The organism is Microvirga sp. HS2 (genome assembly GCF_055792805.1).
In genome coordinates this window covers 42,229-61,755 of the sequence record NZ_JBVVAJ010000020.1, presented here as the reverse complement: position 1 = coordinate 61,755, position 19,527 = coordinate 42,229, and the positions used below count along the sequence as shown (strand labels likewise).

At 63.8% G+C, this 19,527-nt stretch carries 19 protein-coding genes; 12 read left to right on the top strand and 7 right to left on the bottom strand.

The genetic code is table 11. The features are described from left to right. Positions 1-94 precede the first annotated feature (94 nt). The gene (locus tag ACS5Q0_RS17195; RefSeq protein WP_473127874.1) at positions 95-1,912 is read left to right on the top strand and encodes an ABC-F family ATP-binding cassette domain-containing protein; all 1,818 of its coding nucleotides are present in this window, start codon (positions 95-97) and stop codon (positions 1,910-1,912) included. Between the two features lie 47 nt (positions 1,913-1,959). Here ACS5Q0_RS17195 and ACS5Q0_RS17190 read toward each other — a convergent pair whose 3' ends face one another. Next, complete coding sequence (locus tag ACS5Q0_RS17190) at positions 1,960-2,415, bottom strand: hypothetical protein (RefSeq protein WP_473127873.1); 456 nt, start codon at positions 2,413-2,415, stop codon at positions 1,960-1,962. Between the two features lie 223 nt (positions 2,416-2,638). Here ACS5Q0_RS17190 and ACS5Q0_RS17185 point away from each other — a divergent pair, with 223 nt between their 5' ends. Next, the gene (locus ACS5Q0_RS17185) at positions 2,639-3,604 is read left to right on the top strand and encodes a DUF6454 family protein (protein WP_473127872.1); all 966 of its coding nucleotides are present in this window, start codon (positions 2,639-2,641) and stop codon (positions 3,602-3,604) included. Between the two features lie 158 nt (positions 3,605-3,762). Beyond that, the gene (locus tag ACS5Q0_RS17180) at positions 3,763-4,878 is read left to right on the top strand and encodes an NADH:flavin oxidoreductase/NADH oxidase (protein WP_473127871.1); all 1,116 of its coding nucleotides are present in this window, start codon (positions 3,763-3,765) and stop codon (positions 4,876-4,878) included. A gap of 190 nt (positions 4,879-5,068) precedes the next feature. Here the strand turns inward: ACS5Q0_RS17180 and ACS5Q0_RS17175 are convergent, their stop codons facing one another. Further along, a complete protein-coding gene (locus ACS5Q0_RS17175; protein ID WP_473127870.1) occupies positions 5,069-5,284 on the bottom strand; it encodes a dodecin in 216 nt (71 codons plus the stop codon). Between the two features lie 64 nt (positions 5,285-5,348). Next, positions 5,349-6,368, bottom strand: coding sequence for a fumarylacetoacetate hydrolase family protein (locus ACS5Q0_RS17170; protein WP_473127869.1), 1,020 nt, complete (start codon positions 6,366-6,368; stop codon positions 5,349-5,351). A gap of 74 nt (positions 6,369-6,442) precedes the next feature. On the opposite strand from ACS5Q0_RS17170, the gene ACS5Q0_RS17165 reads away from it, so the two are divergent. Beyond that, positions 6,443-7,531, top strand: a complete 1,089-nt coding sequence (locus ACS5Q0_RS17165; protein ID WP_473127909.1) for a TRAP transporter substrate-binding protein — start codon at positions 6,443-6,445, stop codon at positions 7,529-7,531. Positions 7,532-7,608: 77 nt separating this feature from the next. Here ACS5Q0_RS17165 and hmgA read toward each other — a convergent pair whose 3' ends face one another. Further along, the gene (gene hmgA / locus ACS5Q0_RS17160) at positions 7,609-8,976 is read right to left on the bottom strand and encodes a homogentisate 1,2-dioxygenase (protein WP_473127868.1); all 1,368 of its coding nucleotides are present in this window, start codon (positions 8,974-8,976) and stop codon (positions 7,609-7,611) included. Positions 8,977-9,070: 94 nt separating this feature from the next. On the opposite strand from hmgA, the gene ACS5Q0_RS17155 reads away from it, so the two are divergent. From ACS5Q0_RS17155 to ACS5Q0_RS17135, 5 genes are all read left to right on the top strand, one after another. Further along, on the top strand, positions 9,071-9,571 hold the full coding sequence (locus ACS5Q0_RS17155; RefSeq protein ID WP_473127867.1) for a MarR family winged helix-turn-helix transcriptional regulator: 501 nt from the start codon (positions 9,071-9,073) through the stop codon (positions 9,569-9,571). After that, positions 9,568-10,194, top strand: coding sequence for a maleylacetoacetate isomerase (gene maiA, locus ACS5Q0_RS17150; RefSeq protein ID WP_473127866.1), 627 nt, complete (start codon positions 9,568-9,570; stop codon positions 10,192-10,194). The genes ACS5Q0_RS17155 and maiA overlap by 4 nt, the downstream gene beginning before the upstream one ends. A gap of 87 nt (positions 10,195-10,281) precedes the next feature. Further along, positions 10,282-11,397: a 4-hydroxyphenylpyruvate dioxygenase gene (gene hppD, locus ACS5Q0_RS17145; RefSeq protein WP_473127865.1), complete on the top strand. Its 1,116-nt coding sequence runs from the start codon at positions 10,282-10,284 to the stop codon at positions 11,395-11,397. Between the two features lie 503 nt (positions 11,398-11,900). Next, the gene (locus ACS5Q0_RS17140) at positions 11,901-13,148 is read left to right on the top strand and encodes a porin (protein WP_473127864.1); all 1,248 of its coding nucleotides are present in this window, start codon (positions 11,901-11,903) and stop codon (positions 13,146-13,148) included. Between the two features lie 109 nt (positions 13,149-13,257). After that, on the top strand, positions 13,258-13,431 hold the full coding sequence (locus ACS5Q0_RS17135) for a hypothetical protein (RefSeq protein ID WP_473127863.1): 174 nt from the start codon (positions 13,258-13,260) through the stop codon (positions 13,429-13,431). Positions 13,432-13,588: 157 nt separating this feature from the next. Here ACS5Q0_RS17135 and ACS5Q0_RS17130 read toward each other — a convergent pair whose 3' ends face one another. Continuing rightward, positions 13,589-15,625, bottom strand: a complete 2,037-nt coding sequence (locus ACS5Q0_RS17130) for a lytic transglycosylase domain-containing protein (protein WP_473127862.1) — start codon at positions 15,623-15,625, stop codon at positions 13,589-13,591. Positions 15,626-15,807: 182 nt separating this feature from the next. Between ACS5Q0_RS17130 and dapA the strand changes: the two genes are divergently transcribed. Genes dapA through ACS5Q0_RS17115 form a run of 3 tightly spaced genes read left to right on the top strand, consistent with a single transcriptional unit; the run spans position 15,808 to position 17,752 of the window. Next, positions 15,808-16,692: a 4-hydroxy-tetrahydrodipicolinate synthase gene (gene dapA, locus ACS5Q0_RS17125; protein ID WP_473127861.1), complete on the top strand. Its 885-nt coding sequence runs from the start codon at positions 15,808-15,810 to the stop codon at positions 16,690-16,692. A gap of 7 nt (positions 16,693-16,699) precedes the next feature. Next, positions 16,700-17,173, top strand: a complete 474-nt coding sequence (gene smpB, locus ACS5Q0_RS17120) for an SsrA-binding protein SmpB (RefSeq protein ID WP_414471563.1) — start codon at positions 16,700-16,702, stop codon at positions 17,171-17,173. Between the two features lie 48 nt (positions 17,174-17,221). Then, complete coding sequence (locus ACS5Q0_RS17115) at positions 17,222-17,752, top strand: glycine cleavage system transcriptional repressor (RefSeq protein ID WP_473127860.1); 531 nt, start codon at positions 17,222-17,224, stop codon at positions 17,750-17,752. 67 nt (positions 17,753-17,819) lie between these two features. Here ACS5Q0_RS17115 and ACS5Q0_RS17110 read toward each other — a convergent pair whose 3' ends face one another. Both ACS5Q0_RS17110 and pyrE read right to left on the bottom strand, forming a co-directional pair. Then, the gene (locus tag ACS5Q0_RS17110) at positions 17,820-18,476 is read right to left on the bottom strand and encodes a LabA-like NYN domain-containing protein (protein WP_473127859.1); all 657 of its coding nucleotides are present in this window, start codon (positions 18,474-18,476) and stop codon (positions 17,820-17,822) included. Between the two features lie 241 nt (positions 18,477-18,717). Continuing rightward, on the bottom strand, positions 18,718-19,302 hold the full coding sequence (gene pyrE, locus ACS5Q0_RS17105) for an orotate phosphoribosyltransferase (RefSeq protein ID WP_473127858.1): 585 nt from the start codon (positions 19,300-19,302) through the stop codon (positions 18,718-18,720). Positions 19,303-19,527: the final 225 nt, after the last annotated feature.

Here is a 19,527-nt window from a genome sequence, read left to right as displayed (position 1 = left end):
AGCAGCAGGGGATCATAAAGATTGTTGAGCGTCCACCCCGTAAGGAACACAAGCGAGCTTGCATCCTCAGGCAAGAGGTGTCAGGGGAGCAGAGATGGCTCTTCCTCCTCTTCTCCACCTTCAGGACATTGCGCTCACCTTCGGCGGAACGCCCTTGATCGAGAGCGCGGAACTCTCCGTATCACCAGGCGAGCGGGCCTGTCTCGTCGGCCGCAACGGCTCGGGCAAATCGACCCTGCTCAAGATTGCCGCAGGTCTGGTCGAGGCGGACGGCGGCAAACGCTTCGTGCAGCCGGGCGCGACGGTGCGCTATCTGGCGCAGGAGCCGGACCTGAGCGCCTATCCCAACACGCTGGCCTATGTCGAAGCGGGCCTCGGCCCGGGCGACGACCCCTACCGGGCGCGCTACCTGCTGGAGCAGCTCGGCCTGACCGGCGAAGAGAAGCCGGCCGACCTCTCCGGCGGCGAGGCCCGCCGGGCGGCCCTGGCCCATGTCCTCGCGCCCCAGCCCGATATCCTGCTGCTCGACGAGCCCACCAACCACCTCGACCTGCCGGCCATCGAATGGCTGGAAAGCGAGCTGAAGGGCCTTCGCTCGGCCCTCGTGCTCATCAGCCACGACCGGCGGTTCCTGGAAAGCCTGTCCCAGTCCACCATCTGGCTCGACCGGGGCCGCACTCGGCGCATGGACCGGGGCTTCGCCCATTTCGAGGAATGGCGCGATCAGGTCCTGGAGCAGGAGGAGGCCGAGCACCACAAGCTCGGCCGCAAGCTCGTGGCCGAGGCCGACTGGCTGCGCTACGGCGTGACCGCCCGGCGCAAGCGCAACGTCCGCCGCCTCGGCAACCTGCACGCCATGCGCCAGCAGTACCGGGACCGGACCCGCGCGGTCGGCACGGTCTCCATGACCCTCGCCGAGGCCGAGCAGTCCGGCACCCTCGTGGTGGAGGCGGAGGGCGTCTCGAAATCCTACGGCGAGCGCCCCATCGTCTCGAACCTGTCCCTGCGCATCCTGCGCGGCGACCGGCTGGGCATCATCGGGCCGAACGGCGCGGGCAAGACCACCCTCATCAACCTCTTGACCGGCAATCTCGAACCCGATTCCGGCCGGGTCCGGCTCGGCGCGAACCTGCAGATGGTCACTCTGGACCAGCGCCGGGCGAGCCTCGACCCCACCGCCACCGTGGCTGAGACCCTCACCGGAGGGCGGGGCGACAGCGTCACCATCGGCGGGCAGACGAAGCACGTCATCGGCTACATGAAGGACTTCCTGTTCTCGCCCGAGCAGGCCCGCACCCCCGTCGGTGTGCTCTCCGGCGGCGAGCGCAACCGGCTCATGCTGGCGCGCGCCCTGGCGCAGCCCTCGAACCTCCTCGTCCTCGACGAGCCGACCAACGACCTCGATCTCGAGACCCTCGATCTCCTGCAGGAGATGATCACGGATTATTCCGGCACCGTGATCCTGGTCAGCCACGACCGCGATTTCCTCGACCGCACGGTCAGCTCCGTCCTCGTCTCGGAAGGCGAGGGGCGCTGGATCGAGTATGCGGGCGGCTATTCCGACATGGTGGCCCAGCGCGGGCAGGGCGTTCAGGCCCGCGCCGTCGAGAAGGAGGCCAAGCCCAAAGCCGCCGACAAACCCGCGTCTGGGACCGCGGCTCCGGCCCAGGGCAAGCGCAAGCTCGGATTCAATGAGCAGCACGACCTCAAGACGCTTCCCAAGCGCATGGAGGAGCTGGAGGCCAAGATCGCCAAGGTGCAGGAGATCCTCGCCGATCCCGAGCTCTATTCCCGCGATCCGGCCCGGTTCCAGAAGGCCATGGACGCGCTCACGCAGCTGCAGGCGGATCTGCACGCGGCGGAGGAGCGATGGCTGGAGCTGGAGATGCTGAGGGAAGAGCTGGAGGGGTAAGAAGCTCGGTATCTTGGCTTCGGGCTAATGACGAGCTGCCGTTCCGTTCACTCGAATTCCCATCCTGCGACGACCACTTCCGTGAGGTCGCCGGACCGACCCGCTTCGACGCTGATTGCGACGGTTTGATCCTCGCGTTCGCAGGTTACTGCCAGCTTTTGCTCTTCGCTTGGCAGCCGCTGGACGACAAGGCCGACGGAACGGCAGCGGGCGCTGTACATATCAATGACCTCCTCAGGAGGGACTCTGGTCTTGAATGCCGCTCCGGCATAGGCGGGAGCCGTGCCTTCTTCTCCCTGCCCGGTATATGCAATGGTGCCGGCAATCGGTTCCACCAGACCCAGGTCCCCGACTTGTGTCCCGCGAATGAGGAGCAGGTAGCGCACATCGTAGGGGCCGAAACAATGGGTATGGTCGGAGAGCCATCCGGCAGTGCCCATGAGAACGGCAAACACAAGCGGTATGGTGGCGACATAGGCCAGCAGTATCAGGAAGCGCAGCAAGATTCCTCCATCTGTCGCGCCCGACCTTGGTCGGTTTTGAAACAATGTATCAGTCGGGCGTCGGGTCATCAAACGCGGGATTGTTATCCAATGGGACCGAGGCTTGAGCACCGCTACGGACGGTATGGGCATGACCTAACGGCATTGCTCAGGATCGGACCTCGACACTAAAGTGACATCACCCGCTCTCTAGAAGCGGATCGTCACCATAGGGAGGAGTGCGATGAATCGCTTTTCACGACGTTGCCTGACCGTGTTTCTGACGATGCTGGGAGTGGCGGGCATGACCTCGATTCCGCAGGCCGCCGAGCTCGACCGGAACCTCCTGGCCGAAAGGGTCACGAAGCTGTCCCGCGGGACGCAGTGGAAGCCCGTGATGGCCGTTCCGATCAATTTCGTGACCCATCACCCGCAGGGCATGGTGAAGATCGGCGATACGCTGTTCGTCTCGTCGGTGGAGATCAAGGAGCCGACGAAGCGCTTCCCGCAGCCGGTGGACGGCTATGACCGGGATACGGGCGCGGGCGTCGGCCATCTTTTCAAGATCGACATGAAGGGTAACCTCGTGTCCGAGATCACCCTCGGGGAGGGCTCGATCTATCATCCGGGCGGAATCGATTACGATGGGCGCTACATCTGGGTGCCCGTGGCGGAATACCGGCCGAACAGCCGCGCCATCATCTACCGGGTCGATCCGGAGACCATGAAGGCGGAGGAGATGTTCCGTTTCGCCGACCACATCGGCGGCCTGGTCCACGACACCGACGACAATTCCCTGCACGGGGTGAGCTGGGGTTCGCGCCGGTTCTACCGCTGGACGCTCGGTTCCGACGGCAAGCCCACCAACGCAGACGAGGCGCCCGAGAAGCTGAGGACCCTGAACACGTCGCATTACCTCGATTATCAGGACTGCAAATATGCCGGCCAGCACCGCATGCTGTGCTCCGGCGTCACGGAAATGCGGGTCACGCCCGATGCGGCGCCGTTCCGGCTCGGCGGGCTCGACCTCGTCAGCCTCAGCGACGGCCGCCCGATCTTCCAGACTCCGGTGCTGCTTTGGACGGCCGGAGGGATGGACATGACCCACAACCCGGTCTGGATGGAACCCAGCGAGGCGGGAATCCGGGGCTATTTCATGCCCGAGGATGACAAGTCCGTGCTCTACATCTACGAGGCCGAGGTGAAATAGCGGCCCAGCGCCATGAGCTCCCGACCGGCGGCAGGATCGGCCACGACTCCTGCCGCCGGTCGGGCGGATCGCGTTTCATATAGACCTTTTGGACCCCTCGCGCGTTTTAGCCCGAATGGCCTTAAGCCCCCATTTTCCCACTACGTAAGAGACAGCCGATGGCGCATGCGAAATTGTTCACACCCTTCCGGGTGAAAGAGCTCGAACTTGCCAACCGTATCGTGATCGCCCCCATGTGCCAGTATTCGGCCGAGAACGGGAACATGACCGACTGGCACCTGATCCATCTGGGTCATCTGGCTATGTCCGGCGCCGCGCTCCTGACCATCGAGGCCACCGCCGTGGTGCCCGAGGGGCGCATCACCTACGCCGATGTCGGCCTCTACTCGGATGAGAACGAAACTGCCATGGGGCGCGTCCTGGACAGCGTCCGGCGCTGGTCGGACATGCCGATCGCCATCCAGCTGGCCCATGCCGGGCGCAAGGCTTCCACCGAGGTGCCGTGGAAACGCGGAGGCCAGATCCCGCCCGACCACCCCAACGGATGGCAGACGGAAGCGCCTTCCGCCGTTGCGTATGCAGCGAGCGACAATTCTCCAACGGCCCTGGATCGGGAGGGGCTCGCCCGCCTGCGCAACGCCTTCGCCGAGTCGGCCAAACGGTCGGCCCGGCTCGGGATCGACGCCATTCAGATTCACGCAGCCCATGGCTATCTGCTGCACGAATTCCTGTCTCCGCTGTCGAACCAGCGCACGGACGAGTACGGCGGCTCGCTGGAGAACCGGATGCGCTTTCCGCTGGAAGTGTTCGAGGCGACCCGCGCCGCCTTCCCGGCGGACCGGCCCGTCACCGTGCGCGTCTCGGGAACGGACTGGGCCGAGGGAGGCTGGACGGTCGAGGGCACGATCGCCTTCGCGCAGGCGCTCGAAGCCCGCGGATGCGACGCGATTCACGTGTCGAGTGGTGGGCTGACCTCGGCGCAACGGATCCCGGTGGGACCCAGCTACCAGGTGCCGCTGGCGCGCGCAGTGAAGGCCGCCACCAAGATGCCGGTCATCGCGGTGGGCCTCATTACGGACTTCGTGCAGGCGGAGGCGATCCTCGCCACGGGGGACGCCGATCTCATCGCCCTCGCGCGGGCCATTCTCTACGATCCGCGCTGGCCCTGGCACGCCGCCGCTCATTTCGGCGCAACGGTCAAAGCACCCGATCAGTACCTGCGCTCACAGCCGCACCAGTATCCTCACCTCTTCGATGTTCGTGCGGACGACTGAGGATCCTTTCCCGCGTCATCCCCGGCCTCGGGCCGGGGATCCACGTCTTTAACCCCGGTGCAAGTCGAAGACGGGGATGGCCGGCAACGGACGTTGAAGGCCGAGGCCGCGTGTCCGCGGGATGCTCTCTTCTCAGGAGAATGCATCGGATCGGACCCAAAAGTGCAAATCCTCTTTTGGGTCCGATGCTTTAGCCGCCTTCGTCCAGGGTGAAGCCGGCCTTCAGAACGACCTGATAATGGCGCACCTCGCCGTTTTCCACGTGGCCTCTGGTTTGCAGGACCTCGAACCAGCGCAGGTTCCGCAATGTCTGGCTCGCGCGGCGGATCGCGGTCTGAATCGCGTCCTCGATGCTTTTGTCCGACGAACCGACGAGCTCGACGACTTTGTAGACATGATCGTTCATCAGGGGCTCCGTGCCGTGTCGCAGGCATGGACCTAGAGCGTTCTGCGGAATTTCCCAGGCCGGGTTAGAGGTCCTTCCGATAGGCCACCACCTCCTGCTCGATGGCGCCGAAGATCGAATGGCCGGCCTTGTTCTTCATCTCGATGCGGACACAGTCTCCGAAGCGCATGAAGGGCGTCCGGGGCTCGCCATGCAGGATGGTCTCGACCGTGCGCTGCTCCGCAAGGCAGGAATAGCCGTGGCCGCCATCGGCAATCGGCTTGCCCGGTCCGCCGTCCTCGTCCCTGTTGGAGACGGTGCCGGAGCCGATGATCGTGCCCGCCCCCAGAGGCCGGGTCCTGGCCGCGTGGGCGATCAGGGTCGGGAAGTCGAAGGTCATGTCCACCCCCGCATTGGGTTTGCCGAAAGGCCTGTCGTTGAGGGTGGAGAGCAGGGGCAGGTGGAGCCGCCCCCCGTCCCAGGCCTCGCCCAGCTCGTCGGGCGTGACGGCGACCGGCGACAGGGCCGAGGAGGGCTTCGACTGGAAGAAGCCGAAACCCTTGGCGAGTTCACCGGGGATGAGGTTTCTCAGGGAGACGTCGTTGACCAGAACGACGAGGCGGATGGCCTGTGCCGCTTCCTCCCGGGTCGCGCCCATGGGCACGTCCGCCGTGATCACGGCGATCTCCGCCTCGAAATCGATGCCGTGCGCTTCGTCGAGGGCGGGAATCGGATCACGCGGCCCGAGAAAGGAATCCGAGCCGCCCTGGTACATGAGCGGATCGGTCCAGAAGGAGGCCGGCATCTCCGCTCCCCGGGCTTTGCGCACCAGCTCTACGTGATTCACATAGGCCGATCCGTCCGCCCACTGGTAAGAGCGGGGCAGGGGTGAAGCGCAGTCATGCTCGTGAAACCGGAAAGTGGGCACGGACCCGTGTTCGAGCTGTTCCGCGAGATCGCGCAGGCGTGGCTCGACTTTTTCCCAATCGTCGAGGGCTTGCTGAAGCGTCGGAACAATGAAAAATGCGTCCGTCGCGCGGGTCAGGTCCCTCGAGACGATTACGAGCCGGCCGTCACGGCCCTGTTTGAGCGAGGAAAGCTTCATAGCCACCTACCTGGTTGTTCGTGGTTTATGGAGCTTGCAACGAAAGAGTCTGCTGGGAAACGCCAATGACAACGATGAAGAGAAGAAATTTCCTGACGGGGGCCGGCCTTGCGGCTGCGGCCACGACGGTGGCGGCTCCCGCCATTGCGCAATCGATGCCGGAGATCCGTTGGCGTCTCACCTCGAGCTTCCCCAAGTCGCTCGACACGATTTTCGGCACGGCTCAGACCTTCGCCAAGTACATGGCGGACGCGACCGACGGCAAGTTCCAGATCCAGGTCTTTGCCCCGGGCGAGATCGTGGGCGGCCTCCAGGCGATGGACGCGGTGGAGAACGGCTCGGTCGAATGCGCCCACACGCCGACCTATTATTACATCGGCCGTGAGCCGGCGCTCGGCGTCGCCACCGGCCTGCCGTTCAGCCTCAATGCGCGCCAGTCGCACGCCTGGTGGCACTTCGCCGGCGGCAAGGAGATCATCAACGAGATCCTGGCGAAATACAATTGCACCTCGCTGGTCTGCGGCAATTCCGGCGCTCAGATGGGCGGTTTCTTCCGCAAGGAAATCAACTCCGTCGACGACCTGAAGGGCCTCAAGTTCCGCATCGGCGGTCTCGGCGGCCAGGTGCTCGCCAAACTCGGCGTCGTTCCGCAGCAGATCGCGCCGGGCGACGTCTATCCGGCGCTGGAGCGCGGCACGCTCGACGCGGCGGAGTTCGTCGGCCCCTACGACGACGAGAAGCTCGGCTTCCTGAAGGTCGCGAAGTACTACTACGCTCCCGGCTTCTGGGAGGGCGGCGCCATGCTGCACCTCGTCATCAACAAGCAGAAGTGGGACGAGCTGCCCAAGCACTATCAGGCCATCATGTCCAACGCCGCCGAGGCCGCGAACAACTGGATGCTGGCGAAGTACGACGCCGTGAACGGCCAGGCTCTGCGCCGGATGGTCGGCGGGGGCGCGGAGCTGCGCACCTTCTCGCAGGCCATCATGGAGGCCTCGCTCAAGGCCGCCAACGAGCTCTATGAAGAGCTCTCCGCGAAGAACGCCAACTTCAAGAAGGCCTACGACTCGATGGTCGCGTATCGCAACGATGTCCTGCCCTGGTGGCAGCTCAATGAATACGCCTTCGACACCTTCATGATCCGCACGCGCGGCCGGTCGTAAGTCTCGAAAGACTTGGACGCGACAGTGAGGCCGGCGCTCTGCGCCGGCCTTTTCGTTGTGCGGGGTCACGATGTCTCTCACTTCGGCGCGCACACGTTCGGATCGAAGTGCTTCTTCAAGTCTTTCCAGCAATCGATGTAATTGTCCTGACGCGTCGGCGATTGCGCTGCGTATTTCGTGACGCGCTGCGGGAAGCGCGTCTCGAACATGAAGGCCATGGTGCCGGTGAGCTTCACGGGCTGCAGCGCGACGTTGCTCGCATGCTCGAAGGCGACGGCGTCCGGCCCGTGCGGAAGCATCTGGTTGTGAAGCGACATGCCGCCCGGAACGAAGCCTTCGGGCTTCGCGTCGTAGACGCCGTAGATCAGTCCCATGAACTCCGACATCAGGTTGCGGTGATACCAGGGCGGGCGGAAGGTGTTTTCGGCCACCGCCCAGCGTTCGGGGAAGATCACGAAATCGACATTGGCCGTGCCGGGCGTCTCGGACGGAGCGGTGAGCACGGTGAATATCGACGGATCGGGATGGTCGAACAGGATCGCGCCGACGGGCGAGAAATGGCGCAGGTCGTATTTGCAGGGCGCGTAATTGCCGTGCCAGGCCACCACGTCGAGCGGCGACTGGTCGATCTGCGTGCGGTAGAGTTCTCCGCCCCATTTCACGAAGAGGTCGGAGGGGACCTCCTTGTCCTCGTAGGCTGCCACGGGGGTGAGGAAGTCGCGCGGGTTGGCGAGGCAATTGGCGCCGATGGGGCCGCGGTCGGGGAGGGTGAAGGAGCCGCCGTAGTTCTCGCACACATACGCGCGCGCGGAGCCATCGAGGAGCTCGACCTTGAAGATCACCCCCCGCGGAATGATGCAGATCTCGCCGGGCGCGATGTCGATCAAACCGAACTCGGTGCAAAAGCGCAGGCGCCCCTGCTGCGCCACGACGAGGTATTCGCCGTCTGCATTGAAGAAATACTCGTTGTCCATGGAGCGCGTGACGAGGAGCACATGCGCCGCCATGCCGACCTGGGTGTCGGCATCGCCCGCCGTCGTCATGGTGCGCAGGCCGGTGACGAAGGTCAGGGCTTCGTCCGGGATCGGCGTCGGATCCCAGCGGAGCTGGCCGATGGGGAGGTCGCTTTCGTCGCGGGCGGCGGGCGCGGTCCGCATGAGGCCCTTGTCGACCTTCACGTAGCGGCCCGAATGCTTCACCGAGGGCCTGATGCGGTAGAGCCAGGAGCGCTGGTTCGTCGCCTGAGGCGCGGTGAAGGGCGAGCCGGAGAGCTGCTCGGCATAGAGGCCGTAATTGATCTTCTGCGGGGAGTTGCGCCCGAGGGGGAGGGCCCCCCCTAGGGCCTCGGTCTCGAAGGAATTGCCGAAGCCGGACATGTAGCCGGGCACGATGGCGCTTCGGTGGGATTCTTGGGATTCGAAGCCAGAGACATTCCGAACGTTCATGATCGCTCTCCCTGGAATGGAACCGATCGATGGAATGGATATTGACCATTCGGCCGGTAAATCTAGTTGCTCATGCAACGAATTGTTTTCAGCCATGGCTCAGCAATCCGCAGCGAAGACGCAGAAGATCTCCAGCGCCACGGTCGCCCTGGAGCACTTCCTGCCGTACCGCCTTCACGTGCTGGCGAGCTTGGCCTCGAACGCGCTGGCGCAGATCTATGCCGAGCGCTTCGGGCTCTCGATCCCCGCCTGGCGGGTGATCACGACCCTCGGCCAGCACGAGCTCCGGACGGCCCGGGACATCGCGGCCCATGCCGTCATGCACAAATCCACCGTGTCGCGGGCCGTCGCATCCCTGGAGAGGCGCGGGCTGATCGCCCGCCGCCCCAACGAGGACGACCGACGCGAAGAATTGCTCGAGCTGACCGAAGAGGGGCGGGAGATCTACGAGGCCCTGGCTCCCGAGGCCCTCGCCTTCGAGGAGCGCTTCGTGTCCGTGCTCACGGAGGAGGAGCAGAGGCTCCTCGTCTCCCTCATCGACCGCCTGAGCGGCCACGCGCGGCAATTGACGCCCGAAGAGGAGGCGGAAGAATGAAGCTCTACACCTATTTCCGCTCGTCCGCGGCCTACCGGGTCAGGATTGCCCTCAACCTCAAGGGCGTTCCTTATGAAGCGGTGCCGGTGAACCTTCTCAAGGGCGAGCAGCGGGATGCGGTCTACGGCGCCGTCAACCCGCAGAGGCGTCTGCCGGCCCTGGATCTCGGCGGTCCGGTTCTCATCCAGTCCCCCGCCATTCTCGAATATCTCGACGAGGTCTATCCGGAGCCGCCCCTGCTGCCGGAGGATCCGTTGAGCCGCGCCAAGGTGCGCGCCGTCGCCGCGATCGTCGGCTGCGATATCCATCCGCTGAACAATCTCGGGCCCCTGCGCTACCTCAAGAATGTCCTGGGGCACGACCAGGCTGCGGTGGATGCCTGGTACGCCCATTGGGTTCGTGACGGCTTCGATGCCGTCGAGGCCCTCATCGAGCCTGGTCCTTATTGCTTCGGCTCGCAGGTCACGCTCGCCGATCTCTATCTCGTGCCGCAGGTCTTCAATGCCCGGCGCTTCAACATCCCGCTCGATGCCTATCCGAAGATTGTCGCGGCGGACGCGGCCTGCGCCGAGCTCCGCGCCTTTCAGGAGGCCGCGCCGGAGCAGCAGCCGGACGCGGTCTGAGGAAATGGCGCATGGCCGCTCGCAGCCTTGCGCAGGGTGAAGACGAGCAGGCTCCCGAGGGTCTGCGTCCACAACAGGAGGAAAGCCATGGGACCGTTCCCGCACGACGCACCGCCGCCGGCCATCAGCGACGACAACCCGATGGGAACCGACGGCTTCGAGTTCGTGGAGTTCTGCCATCCCGACCCTCAGGCGCTCGACAGGCTGTTCAAGACCATGGGATTCAGCCTGGTCGCCAAGCACCGTTCGAAGAACGTGATGCTCTACCGGCAGGGCGACATCAACTTCATCGTCAACGCGCAGCCCGGCTCCTTCGCCGAGCGTTTCGCCAGCCAGCACGGCCCCTCGGCCCCGGCCATGGCGTTCCGCGTGGTCGATGCGAAATATGCCTATGATCGCGCGATCTCCATGGGCGCCAAGCCCGTGCAGACGGAGAGGGCCCCGAACGAACTCGAGATTCCGGCCATCGAGGGCATCGGCGGTTTGCAGATCTACTTCGTCGACCGCTACGGCGCGAAGGGCTCGATCTACGATGTCGATTTCGAATGGTTGGCCGAGAAGGACCCGAAGCCCGAGGGCGTCGGCCTCTACTACATCGATCACCTGACCCACAACGTCTATCGCGGAAGGCTGAACGAATGGGCGGGCTTCTACGAGCGCCTCTTCAACTTCCGTCAGATTCGCTACTTCGACATCGAGGGCAAGCTCACGGGCCTGCATTCGCGCGCCATGACGAGCCCGGACGGCAAGATCCGCATTCCGATCAACGAGGACGCGGGCGAAACCGGGCAGATCGAGGAGTATCTGCAGGAATACAAGGGCGAGGGCATCCAGCACGTGGCTTTGGGCTCGCACGATCTCTACGAATCCATCGAGACCCTGATCGCGAACGGACTCGCGTTCATGCCTGCGCCGAACGACATCTATTATTCTCGCGTCGACAAGCGCCTGCCGAACCATGAGGAGCCGATCGAGCGGCTTCGGAAGAACGGCATCCTCATCGATGGCGAGGGCGTCGTGGAGGGCGGCTTCACCAAAGTGCTGCTTCAGCGCTTCGGCAAAACCGCCATCGGCCCGATCTTCTTCGAGTTCATCCAACGCAAGGGCGACGAGGGATTCGGCGAAGGCAACTTCAAGGCGCTCTTCGAATCCATCGAGGAGGACCAGATTCGCCGCGGCGTCCTGAAGCCGAGCGCCGCCTGAGACGGTCGGCATCGACGCGATTCTCCGGAGGTCGGGCATGTCCCGGCCTTCTCGATTGGGGCGGGAGAGGTCCGGCTTCGCCCCAATTGTGGACAGACTTATTCACAGGCTCACCCCTTCGTGATCCCGCAAAATAGGATTGCAGGACTAAGGTCACTCATGCCTCGCTGCGAGCGATAACCCTTGAAAATTAAGGGTTTGTTAGGGTTTGGCTTCAAAGTTTTACGAATGGTAAACGGCCGGAAACGAAAACGTTGCCTTTGTGCAACATGCCCATGAAAAGCCCTCCGGGTTGCCCAGTTTGTGCCTTCATTCGGTTGCTTGGCGGATCGCTCTGGCTAATGTGGCTCCAGCGACGGGGGCACCCCAGTCGTCATTTGATGAGTTCTAGCCAATAGGCGGACCATCAGGTCACTAGGGGAAAAGGGAGGTGTTTGGGGCTTCGGCCTTCAAAGCACAAAAACCCGACCCCCCAAGGGTCTCGAAAACTTTGGAGGTTTACCATGAAGCTCGTTAAGAGCCTTCTCCTCGGATCGGCTGCTGGTCTTGCTGCTGTTGCCGGGGCTCAGGCTGCTGACCTTCCCGTGAAGAAGGCTGCTCCTGTTGAGTACGTTCGCGTCTGCTCCACCTACGGTGCAGGCTTCTTCTACATCCCCGGCACGGAAACCTGCCTCCGCGTCGGCGGCCGCGTCCGCGCTGAGTACCGCTATTTCGAGCCGGCTACCCGCGCCAGCGACGCGATCGGCTTCCGCGCTCGTGGCCGCATCCAGCTCGACGCCCGCACGGCGACGGCTTACGGCCTGCTGCGCACGTTCGTCCGCTTCGAGATCACCCGCGACACGGGCTCTTACAACGGCGTTCCCGGCGTGATCACTCAGACGCCCAACGTCGACCAGGCCTTCGTGCAGTTCGGTGGTCTGACCGCCGGTCGCGCCCAGACCTTCTTCGACAACGGCGACATCGATTCTCAGGCTTTCGGCACGATCCGCTGGTCGGATCAGCCGAACGTCAACCTGCTGGCCTACACCTTCTCGTTCGGCAACGGCTTCTCGGCCTCGCTGTCGCTCGAAGAAGGCCGCCCCGCTGGTACGGCGTTTGGTGCTGAGACTGCCTTCGTCGCCGCCGGTCAGCGCGCTCCTGACGTCGTCGCGAACATCCGCTATGCTGGCACCTGGGGTTCGGCTCAGCTGTCGGGTGCTGTTCATCAGCTCCGCAGCGCTGCTCTCCCCGGCACCATTCCGGTGATCATTCCGGACACCGATTACGGCTTCGCCGTTTCGGGCCAGTTCAACTTCAACCTCCCGATGCTCGGCGCTGGCGACACCTTCTGGCTCGCTGGAACCTATGCTGACGGCGCTCTCGGCTATCTCGGCTTCGGTGGCTCCTCCAGCATCCGTGGCGTTTCCGGCTCGGTCGTCGATGCCTTCATCGACGAGAACGGCGAGATCGACACCGGCCGCGGCTGGCAGATCGCAGCTGGTCTGCGTCACTACTGGACCCCTGAGATCCGTCAGAACGTGTTCGGTTCGTACGCTAGCGTGAACTACGGCGGCGAAGTCGGCGACATCTTCGACTTCAACGAGTGGCGCGTCGGCACGAACGTGCTGTGGTCGCCGGTCTCCGGTCTGACCCTCGGCGCTGAAGTGATCTACGCGAACATCGATACGAATGCTCCCGTGGTCATCGATGGCCGCCTGCGCGACAACCGCAGCGCTTGGGAAGGCCGTCTGCGCGTTCAGCGTGACTTCTAATCGGTTCAACCCGATTGGTTAGAGGAAACCCCGGTGGAAACATCGGGGTTTTCTTTTTGCATTGGTGCCTGTGCGTCGAGAGGAACTGCAGACCCGGTTCGTGCATCTCATGATGCGCTCCGCACGGCGGCACTGCAGAGAAACTCCGTTTGCCGCTCCCGCACCTGAGCCGGGGATCGTCACGGCCATCCACATCTTGAAGCTGCTGCGCCATCACGGGGCCGATGCCCAGCGCAGGGACGGCATGACGGCGACGGTGCTCGTGCTTCTTCAACGTCCCTGACGTCTGAAGACCCTCTCCCTCCATCATGGCCACATTCGCTGTGGCCAGCCACATTGGGGATGCGATGCACTCAGGTTATGCGGAAAGCCACGCCCCCGGCGCGGTCCATCGGGTCTGATCCGAGATCGGGCATGCAGGTGGGATTGCTCAGTTCACCTCAATAGGCGGTCTTCGTCGCATCTGCCGTTGCGGCCGCTCCCGGTACGGCCTTCTCCTTCAGCCGCGCCCGGTAGACCTGCAGGTTCTCCATGACCCGCTGCACGTAGTTTCGGGTTTCGTAGAACGGAATCCTCTCGACCCAGTCGATCATGTCCACCTGAGGCTGGCGTGGATCGCCATAGGCCTGGATCCACTTCTTCACATTGCCGCCGCCTGCGTTGTAGGAGGCGAAAGCGAGAATGTAGGAGCCTTTCCAGTCCTCCATCAGCTCTCCGAGATGGGCGGAGCCGATCTTCGCGTTGTAGGAGGGGTCCTCCACCAGACGGTTCAGGTCGAAGCCGACGCCGAAGCGCTCCGCCGTGCGCTTGGCGGTCGCGGGCATGAGCTGCATGAGCCCGCGTGCTCCCGCGCTCGAAACCGCCTTGGGATTGAACGCGCTTTCCTGGCGCGCGATGGCATAGACCATGGCCGGCTCCACCTCGTCGCCGACCGGATCGAAGTTCGGGATGGCCGCGACGGGATAGGCGTGCTGATCGAGCGGGAAGCCCCGTTGCAGAGCGATCTTGCCCACCGCCAGGACCGCGCGTGGATTCTGCTGTGAGGTGGCGAGCGCGGCGAGGGCGTCGAGCTGCCCGGAATCGTTCAGAACCTGGGCGAGATCGCTGTAGAGACCGATCGCCAGCTCCGGCTCTCCCGCCTGATTCAGGAGGCGCACGGCGCGCACCGGAACGAGCGCCTCGAAAGCCTTGCGCTCCTCGTCCTTCAGCGGCGCGACGGAGCGCAGGGATACACCCTCGCCCAGCTTCTCGCGGGCGAGCTGGCCGTAATAGGTGGTCGGATAACCGGCGGCCCGGGCGTAGAAGTTCTTGGCGTCTGCGGGGGCATCCGCAGCTTCCGCCGCGCGGGCCTGCCAATAGGCGGCGCGCGACAGGGAAATGGGCGTGGAGGCGGTTTGCGAAGCCGTGGCGAAATGCTTCGCCGCCGTGGCCGGATCGTTCAGGAAGCGAAGCGCGATCCAGCCGGCATGGAACTCCGCCTCGATCTGCTCCGCTGGGGATTCCGCCGAGTGGTGGCTCGCCACCATGTAGGCGGTCTTGGCGTCGCCTTCGTCGAGGAGTTCCCGGGTGACCCGGCGCTGCTCGGCCCACCACTCGTCGCCATCCACCCGAAGCTCGTGATCGCGGGGAGCCTGCATGATGATTTTGGCCGCCTCCGCCATTTTGTTCGCCCGGCGCTGGAACAGAGCGCGGGAGAACAGATAGGATGGATCGTTCCTCAGCGAGGCGGGGACCGCGGCGAAGGCCTTGTCGGCCTTCTTCTTGCCCTGGAACACACCCATGCGCGCATTGACCAGAGTGACATAGTCCTTGCCGGCCAGGTCGGCGGCGCGCTGGGCCGCGCCCCAGTTCTCCTTCAGGAGATGACGCTCCATGCGGTAGCGGTGATCGGCCCGGGTGAGGAGGTCCGGGAAGCGATCGAGGATGCGGCGCTCGGTCTCGCTCCCGAAGGTATCCTCCCGCCAAGCATAGCGGATCAGATCCGCTGCTTCCTTGTCGAGGCCGTCGCCCTTGAGGGCGAGGCCGAGCGCGATGCGCCCCGCCGGGGTGACGGGCGGCTGCTTGTCGAAAAAGGCGCGGATCTGTTCGTTCGAGCGGCGCTCGGCCAGGAAGGTGCCCTCAAGCCGTCGGCGGAGCTGCGACGTCATCGGCCAATCGGGAAAATTGCGGCGGAAGGCCATGATCCGCTCATAGCCGAGGGGGAGGCCGGTGCGGATGGCGAACCATTCCGCTACGGCCTGGGCCGCCGGATCCGTGAGCTTCGATTGCAGGATGGCCGCCTCCACCGGATCGTTGGCTCGGTAGGCCTTGAAGATCAGAGGCAGCTGTTCCAGGTCTCCCATGGTCATGGAGAGGGGCCTGAAGCTCTCCAGGACGGTGGTTGCAGGCGATCCGGCCGGCATCTCGCCGGCGCGAACGGGGAGGGCGGACAGTTGGATCACGGCGACGGACGCCAGAAGACCTATCGATCGGCGCATTGTGAGGTTCACCCGCTAACCCCCCTTTCGTCGCCTCCAGTTATGACGACGTTTCTCTTGAGGAAACACCAAGTGCCGGGCTAGGACAACACCTCAAAGGTTCGTTTGCGCCCATGAGCCGCAGCCCTTATGTGTAACCGACTGGCCCGCTTCAGATTTGCCGCTTCTATTCGAGGACTAACATGACCCGCTTCAAAGGCTCCATCACGGCTCTGGTGACCCCCTTCAAGGATGGCGCCGTGGATGAGGCCACCTTCAGGGCCTTCATCAACTGGCAGATCGAACAGGGGACCAGCGGCCTGGTTCCGGTCGGAACGACGGGGGAGAGCCCGACGCTCAGCCACAAGGAGCACGACCGGGTCGTCGAGATCTGCGTCGACGAGGTGAAGGGCAGGGTGCCCGTGATCGCTGGCGCAGGCTCCAACAGCACGGAGGAGGCCATCGGCTTCTCCAAGCACGCCGAGAAGGTCGGCGCCGACGCGGTGCTGATCGTCACGCCCTATTACAACAAGCCGACGCAGGAAGGCCTCTATCAGCACTTCAAGGCGATCAACGATGCGATCGGCATTCCGATCATCATCTACAACATCCCCGGCCGCTCCGTCATCGACATGTCGGTCGAGACGATGGCCCGCCTGTTCGAGCTCAAGAACATCGTCGGCGTGAAGGACGCGACCGCGAATATTGCTCGGGTCAGCCAGCAGCGCCAGGTCATGGGGCCTGACTTCATCCAGCTCTCGGGCGAGGATGCGACGGCCCTCGGCTTCATGGCTCACGGCGGCCACGGCTGCATTTCCGTCACCTCCAACGTGGCGCCGCGGCTTTGCGCCGACATGCAGGAAGCCTGCCTGAAGGGCGATTATGCGACCGCCCTGAAGCTGCAGGATCGCCTCATGCCGCTCCACACCAACCTCTTCCTCGAGACCAACCCGTCGCCCGTGAAATATGCCGCTTCCATCCTCGGCCTGATGCAGGCCGATGTGCGCCTGCCGCTCATTCCCGTATCCGAGGGCACGAAGCAGGCGGTGCGGTCGGCCATGGCCCATGCGGGCCTGATCAGCGCTTGAAGATCCGATGTCGAAAGCTCCCAAGAGTGCCAACCGCGTTGTCGCCGACAATCGGAAGGCGAGGTTCAATTACGAGATCGTCGATACCTACGAGGCGGGCATCGCGCTCACCGGCACGGAGGTGAAATCCCTGCGCACCGGCAAGGCCACCATCGGTGAGGCCTATGCCGGTCCGTCGGGCGAGGAGTTCTTCCTCTTCAACGCCTATATCCCGGAATACCTGCAGGCGAACCGCTTCAACCACGAGACGCGCCGCCCGCGTCGCCTGCTGCTGCACAAGCGCCAGATCGACAAGCTCATCGGCGCGACCCAGCGCGAGGGCTTCACCGTGATTCCGCTCAAGATCTATTTCAACGATCGCGGGCGGGCGAAGGTGGAGCTCGGCCTCGGCCGGGGCAAGAAACTCCATGACAAACGCGAGACGGACAAGCAGCGCACCTGGAACCGCGAGAAGGCGCGCTTGATGCGCGAGAAGGGCTGACAGAACGTCGGAGCGCTCTAGTTCCCGCCTGCCAGGGGAGGAATTGGTATGGCGTCCGTCGCTCTTGTTTCCGTTCTCGGTCCCGACCGTGTCGGGCTCGTTGCCGCGATCGCGGAGCACCTGTTCAATGTCGGCGTGAACCTGAGGGATACGACCTTCACGGCCCTGGGGTCCGGAGCGGAGTTCGTGGCTTTGTGCGAGCTGCCTTCCGGCTTGGAGGCGGGCGAGATCGAAGCGGGTCTCAGGCAGCTTCCGGAACTCGCCGGGGCCGAGATTCGCGCCGTGCCTTACGCATTCGATCCCAGTCCGGGTCCCGCGGGCAGCGTTACGCATCGCATCACGATCAGCGGCGGCGATCAGCTCGGCCTCGTGGCGCGGCTCGCCGAGGTGTTCAAGCAATACGAAGCCAACATCGTGCGGCTGGAAGCCCGCAGGCTCGGGAGCGAGGAAGGCGGGCTCTACGTGACCCGGTTCGCCGTGTTCATTCCGGAACACCAGGTCAATCCATGCCTGGCGACCGTCAGCAACACCGCCGGTGCGCTCGGCCTGGAGTGCGAGGTCGGGGCCGGAACGCTTTAAGAGCCGTTAGACATGAAAATGGCCGGGGATCCCGGCCATTGTTGCAATCCCCGCGGCAGCGGAAAACTCACAGATCGAACTCGTCGTCCTGGCCCTGGCGAATGCCGTAGCGGCTCTCCAGCGCTCCGTTCCGCGGCTGCTGCTGGTGCTGCGGGCGAGGACGGTCGTTGCCTTCTCCGCCCACGCGCTGCGGCCGATCCGACGGATCACGGCCGATACGGGAGGCGAGCTGCGAAAGATCGAGGAACTCATCCGCCTGGCGGCGGAGCTCGTCGGCGACCATCGGGGGCTGCGTGGTGATGGTGGAGACCACGGACACGCGAACGCCCCGGCGCTGCATGGCCTCGACCAGGGAGCGGAAATCCCCGTCGCCGGAGAACAGCACCATGTGATCGATGTAGGGCGACAGCTCGAGCGCATCGATCGCGAGCTCGATGTCCATGTTGCCCTTCACCTTGCGGCGGCCGGCGGAGTCCACGAACTCCTTGGTGGGCTTTGTCACGACCCGATAGCCGTTGTAATCGAGCCAGTCGATCAACGGGCGGATAGAAGAGTATTCCTGATCTTCAACAAGCGCCGTGTAGTAGAACGCACGCACAAGCGTGCCCCGGCCTTGGAATTCCTTCAGAAGACGCTTGTAGTCGATATCGAACCCAAGTGTCTTTGTCGTAGCGTAAAGGTTCGCTCCGTCAATGAAGAGTGCGATCCGCTGCTGGCCTGACATAAGTATTCTCTTTTTGTGTCTGCCTGGGCGGCATAACAACCCAATCGGTCGCAGCGACATCTATTATTTATGCGTACAATTCAATTGCGCAACAAGAACAGGACGTGCCCGAGAACAGGCTGTTATCAACCCTTTGGACGAGTAAAAACCACAAGCTCGAATACTTAATGGTGAGTAAAAGAAAAGAGTCAAGGTGGCGGAAAGGGGGCAGTCAAGCCTTCTACTGAAAAATCAACAATTTTTACGATTTGAGGCTTCGACTGCCGGGCTTGATCGCGGGAAGAGCGGCGAGTTCCGGCGGCAGCTTGTCGGGGTCGTAGGCCGGGATGTCGAGCTGGACCAGGGACACGAGCGGAACGCCGAGATCCGCCTTGCCGCCGGAGCGGTCGATCAGGCAGGCTGCGCCCAGGATCTTCCCCGGGTATTCCCTGAGAGCCGTCAGGCATTCCCGCGACGAGAGGCCGGTCGTGACGATGTCTTCCACCATCACGATGCGGGCGCCGTCCGGAATCGTGAAGCCCCTTCGCAGGGTGAAGACGCCGTTCTCTCGCTCCACGAAGATCGCCTTGGCTCCGAGATGCCGGGCCGTTTCGTACCCCGGAACGATGCCGCCCACGGCCGGGGAGACCACGTAATCGACGGTCCCGAACGTCTGTCTGATCTTGTCGGCGAGAGCCCGGCAGACCCGCTCCGTGCGGGCCGGATCCTGGAACACGAACATCTTCTGCAGGAAGACCGGGCTGTGCAGGCCCGAGGAGAGGATGAAGTGCCCTTCGAGCAAGGCACCGGCAGAGCGGAATTCATCGAGAACGTCGTTCGGGGTCATGGCTCAATCTCCTGCGTCAGCGCTGTGTGGCAGGTGAGTTGCCGAGAAGCAAGGGCGTTCGCGCTCGTAAAAACAAGGGACCGCGCCTCGGCGGATGCAGCTCTTGTGCGGGGACACCCTTGAAAAACGATATGACGTTCCATGTACGGACCTCATGGAACCGATCTCGCGAAGCCCGACGGGTCGGAAACGTAAAGCGCATGCATTTGAGAAGCACAGACGGGA

Excerpts from the sequence above, each read along its gene's own strand:
- ACS5Q0_RS17195 (WP_473127874.1), top strand. The coding sequence starts at position 95 with ATGGCTCTTCCTCCTCTTCTCCACCTTCAGGACATTGCGCTCACCTTC.
- ACS5Q0_RS17185 (WP_473127872.1), top strand. The coding sequence starts at position 2,639 with ATGAATCGCTTTTCACGACGTTGCCTGACCGTGTTTCTGACGATGCTG.
- ACS5Q0_RS17180 (WP_473127871.1), top strand. The coding sequence starts at position 3,763 with ATGGCGCATGCGAAATTGTTCACACCCTTCCGGGTGAAAGAGCTCGAA.
- ACS5Q0_RS17175 (WP_473127870.1), bottom strand. The coding sequence starts at position 5,284 with ATGAACGATCATGTCTACAAAGTCGTCGAGCTCGTCGGTTCGTCGGAC.
- ACS5Q0_RS17170 (WP_473127869.1), bottom strand. The coding sequence starts at position 6,368 with ATGAAGCTTTCCTCGCTCAAACAGGGCCGTGACGGCCGGCTCGTAATC.
- ACS5Q0_RS17165 (WP_473127909.1), top strand. The coding sequence starts at position 6,443 with ATGAAGAGAAGAAATTTCCTGACGGGGGCCGGCCTTGCGGCTGCGGCC.
- hmgA (WP_473127868.1), bottom strand. The coding sequence starts at position 8,976 with ATGAACGTTCGGAATGTCTCTGGCTTCGAATCCCAAGAATCCCACCGA.
- ACS5Q0_RS17155 (WP_473127867.1), top strand. The coding sequence starts at position 9,071 with ATGGCTCAGCAATCCGCAGCGAAGACGCAGAAGATCTCCAGCGCCACG.
- maiA (WP_473127866.1), top strand. The coding sequence starts at position 9,568 with ATGAAGCTCTACACCTATTTCCGCTCGTCCGCGGCCTACCGGGTCAGG.
- hppD (WP_473127865.1), top strand. The coding sequence starts at position 10,282 with ATGGGACCGTTCCCGCACGACGCACCGCCGCCGGCCATCAGCGACGAC.
- ACS5Q0_RS17140 (WP_473127864.1), top strand. The coding sequence starts at position 11,901 with ATGAAGCTCGTTAAGAGCCTTCTCCTCGGATCGGCTGCTGGTCTTGCT.
- ACS5Q0_RS17135 (WP_473127863.1), top strand. The coding sequence starts at position 13,258 with ATGATGCGCTCCGCACGGCGGCACTGCAGAGAAACTCCGTTTGCCGCT.
- ACS5Q0_RS17130 (WP_473127862.1), bottom strand. The coding sequence starts at position 15,625 with ATGCGCCGATCGATAGGTCTTCTGGCGTCCGTCGCCGTGATCCAACTG.
- dapA (WP_473127861.1), top strand. The coding sequence starts at position 15,808 with ATGACCCGCTTCAAAGGCTCCATCACGGCTCTGGTGACCCCCTTCAAG.
- smpB (WP_414471563.1), top strand. The coding sequence starts at position 16,700 with ATGTCGAAAGCTCCCAAGAGTGCCAACCGCGTTGTCGCCGACAATCGG.
- ACS5Q0_RS17115 (WP_473127860.1), top strand. The coding sequence starts at position 17,222 with ATGGCGTCCGTCGCTCTTGTTTCCGTTCTCGGTCCCGACCGTGTCGGG.
- ACS5Q0_RS17110 (WP_473127859.1), bottom strand. The coding sequence starts at position 18,476 with ATGTCAGGCCAGCAGCGGATCGCACTCTTCATTGACGGAGCGAACCTT.
- pyrE (WP_473127858.1), bottom strand. The coding sequence starts at position 19,302 with ATGACCCCGAACGACGTTCTCGATGAATTCCGCTCTGCCGGTGCCTTG.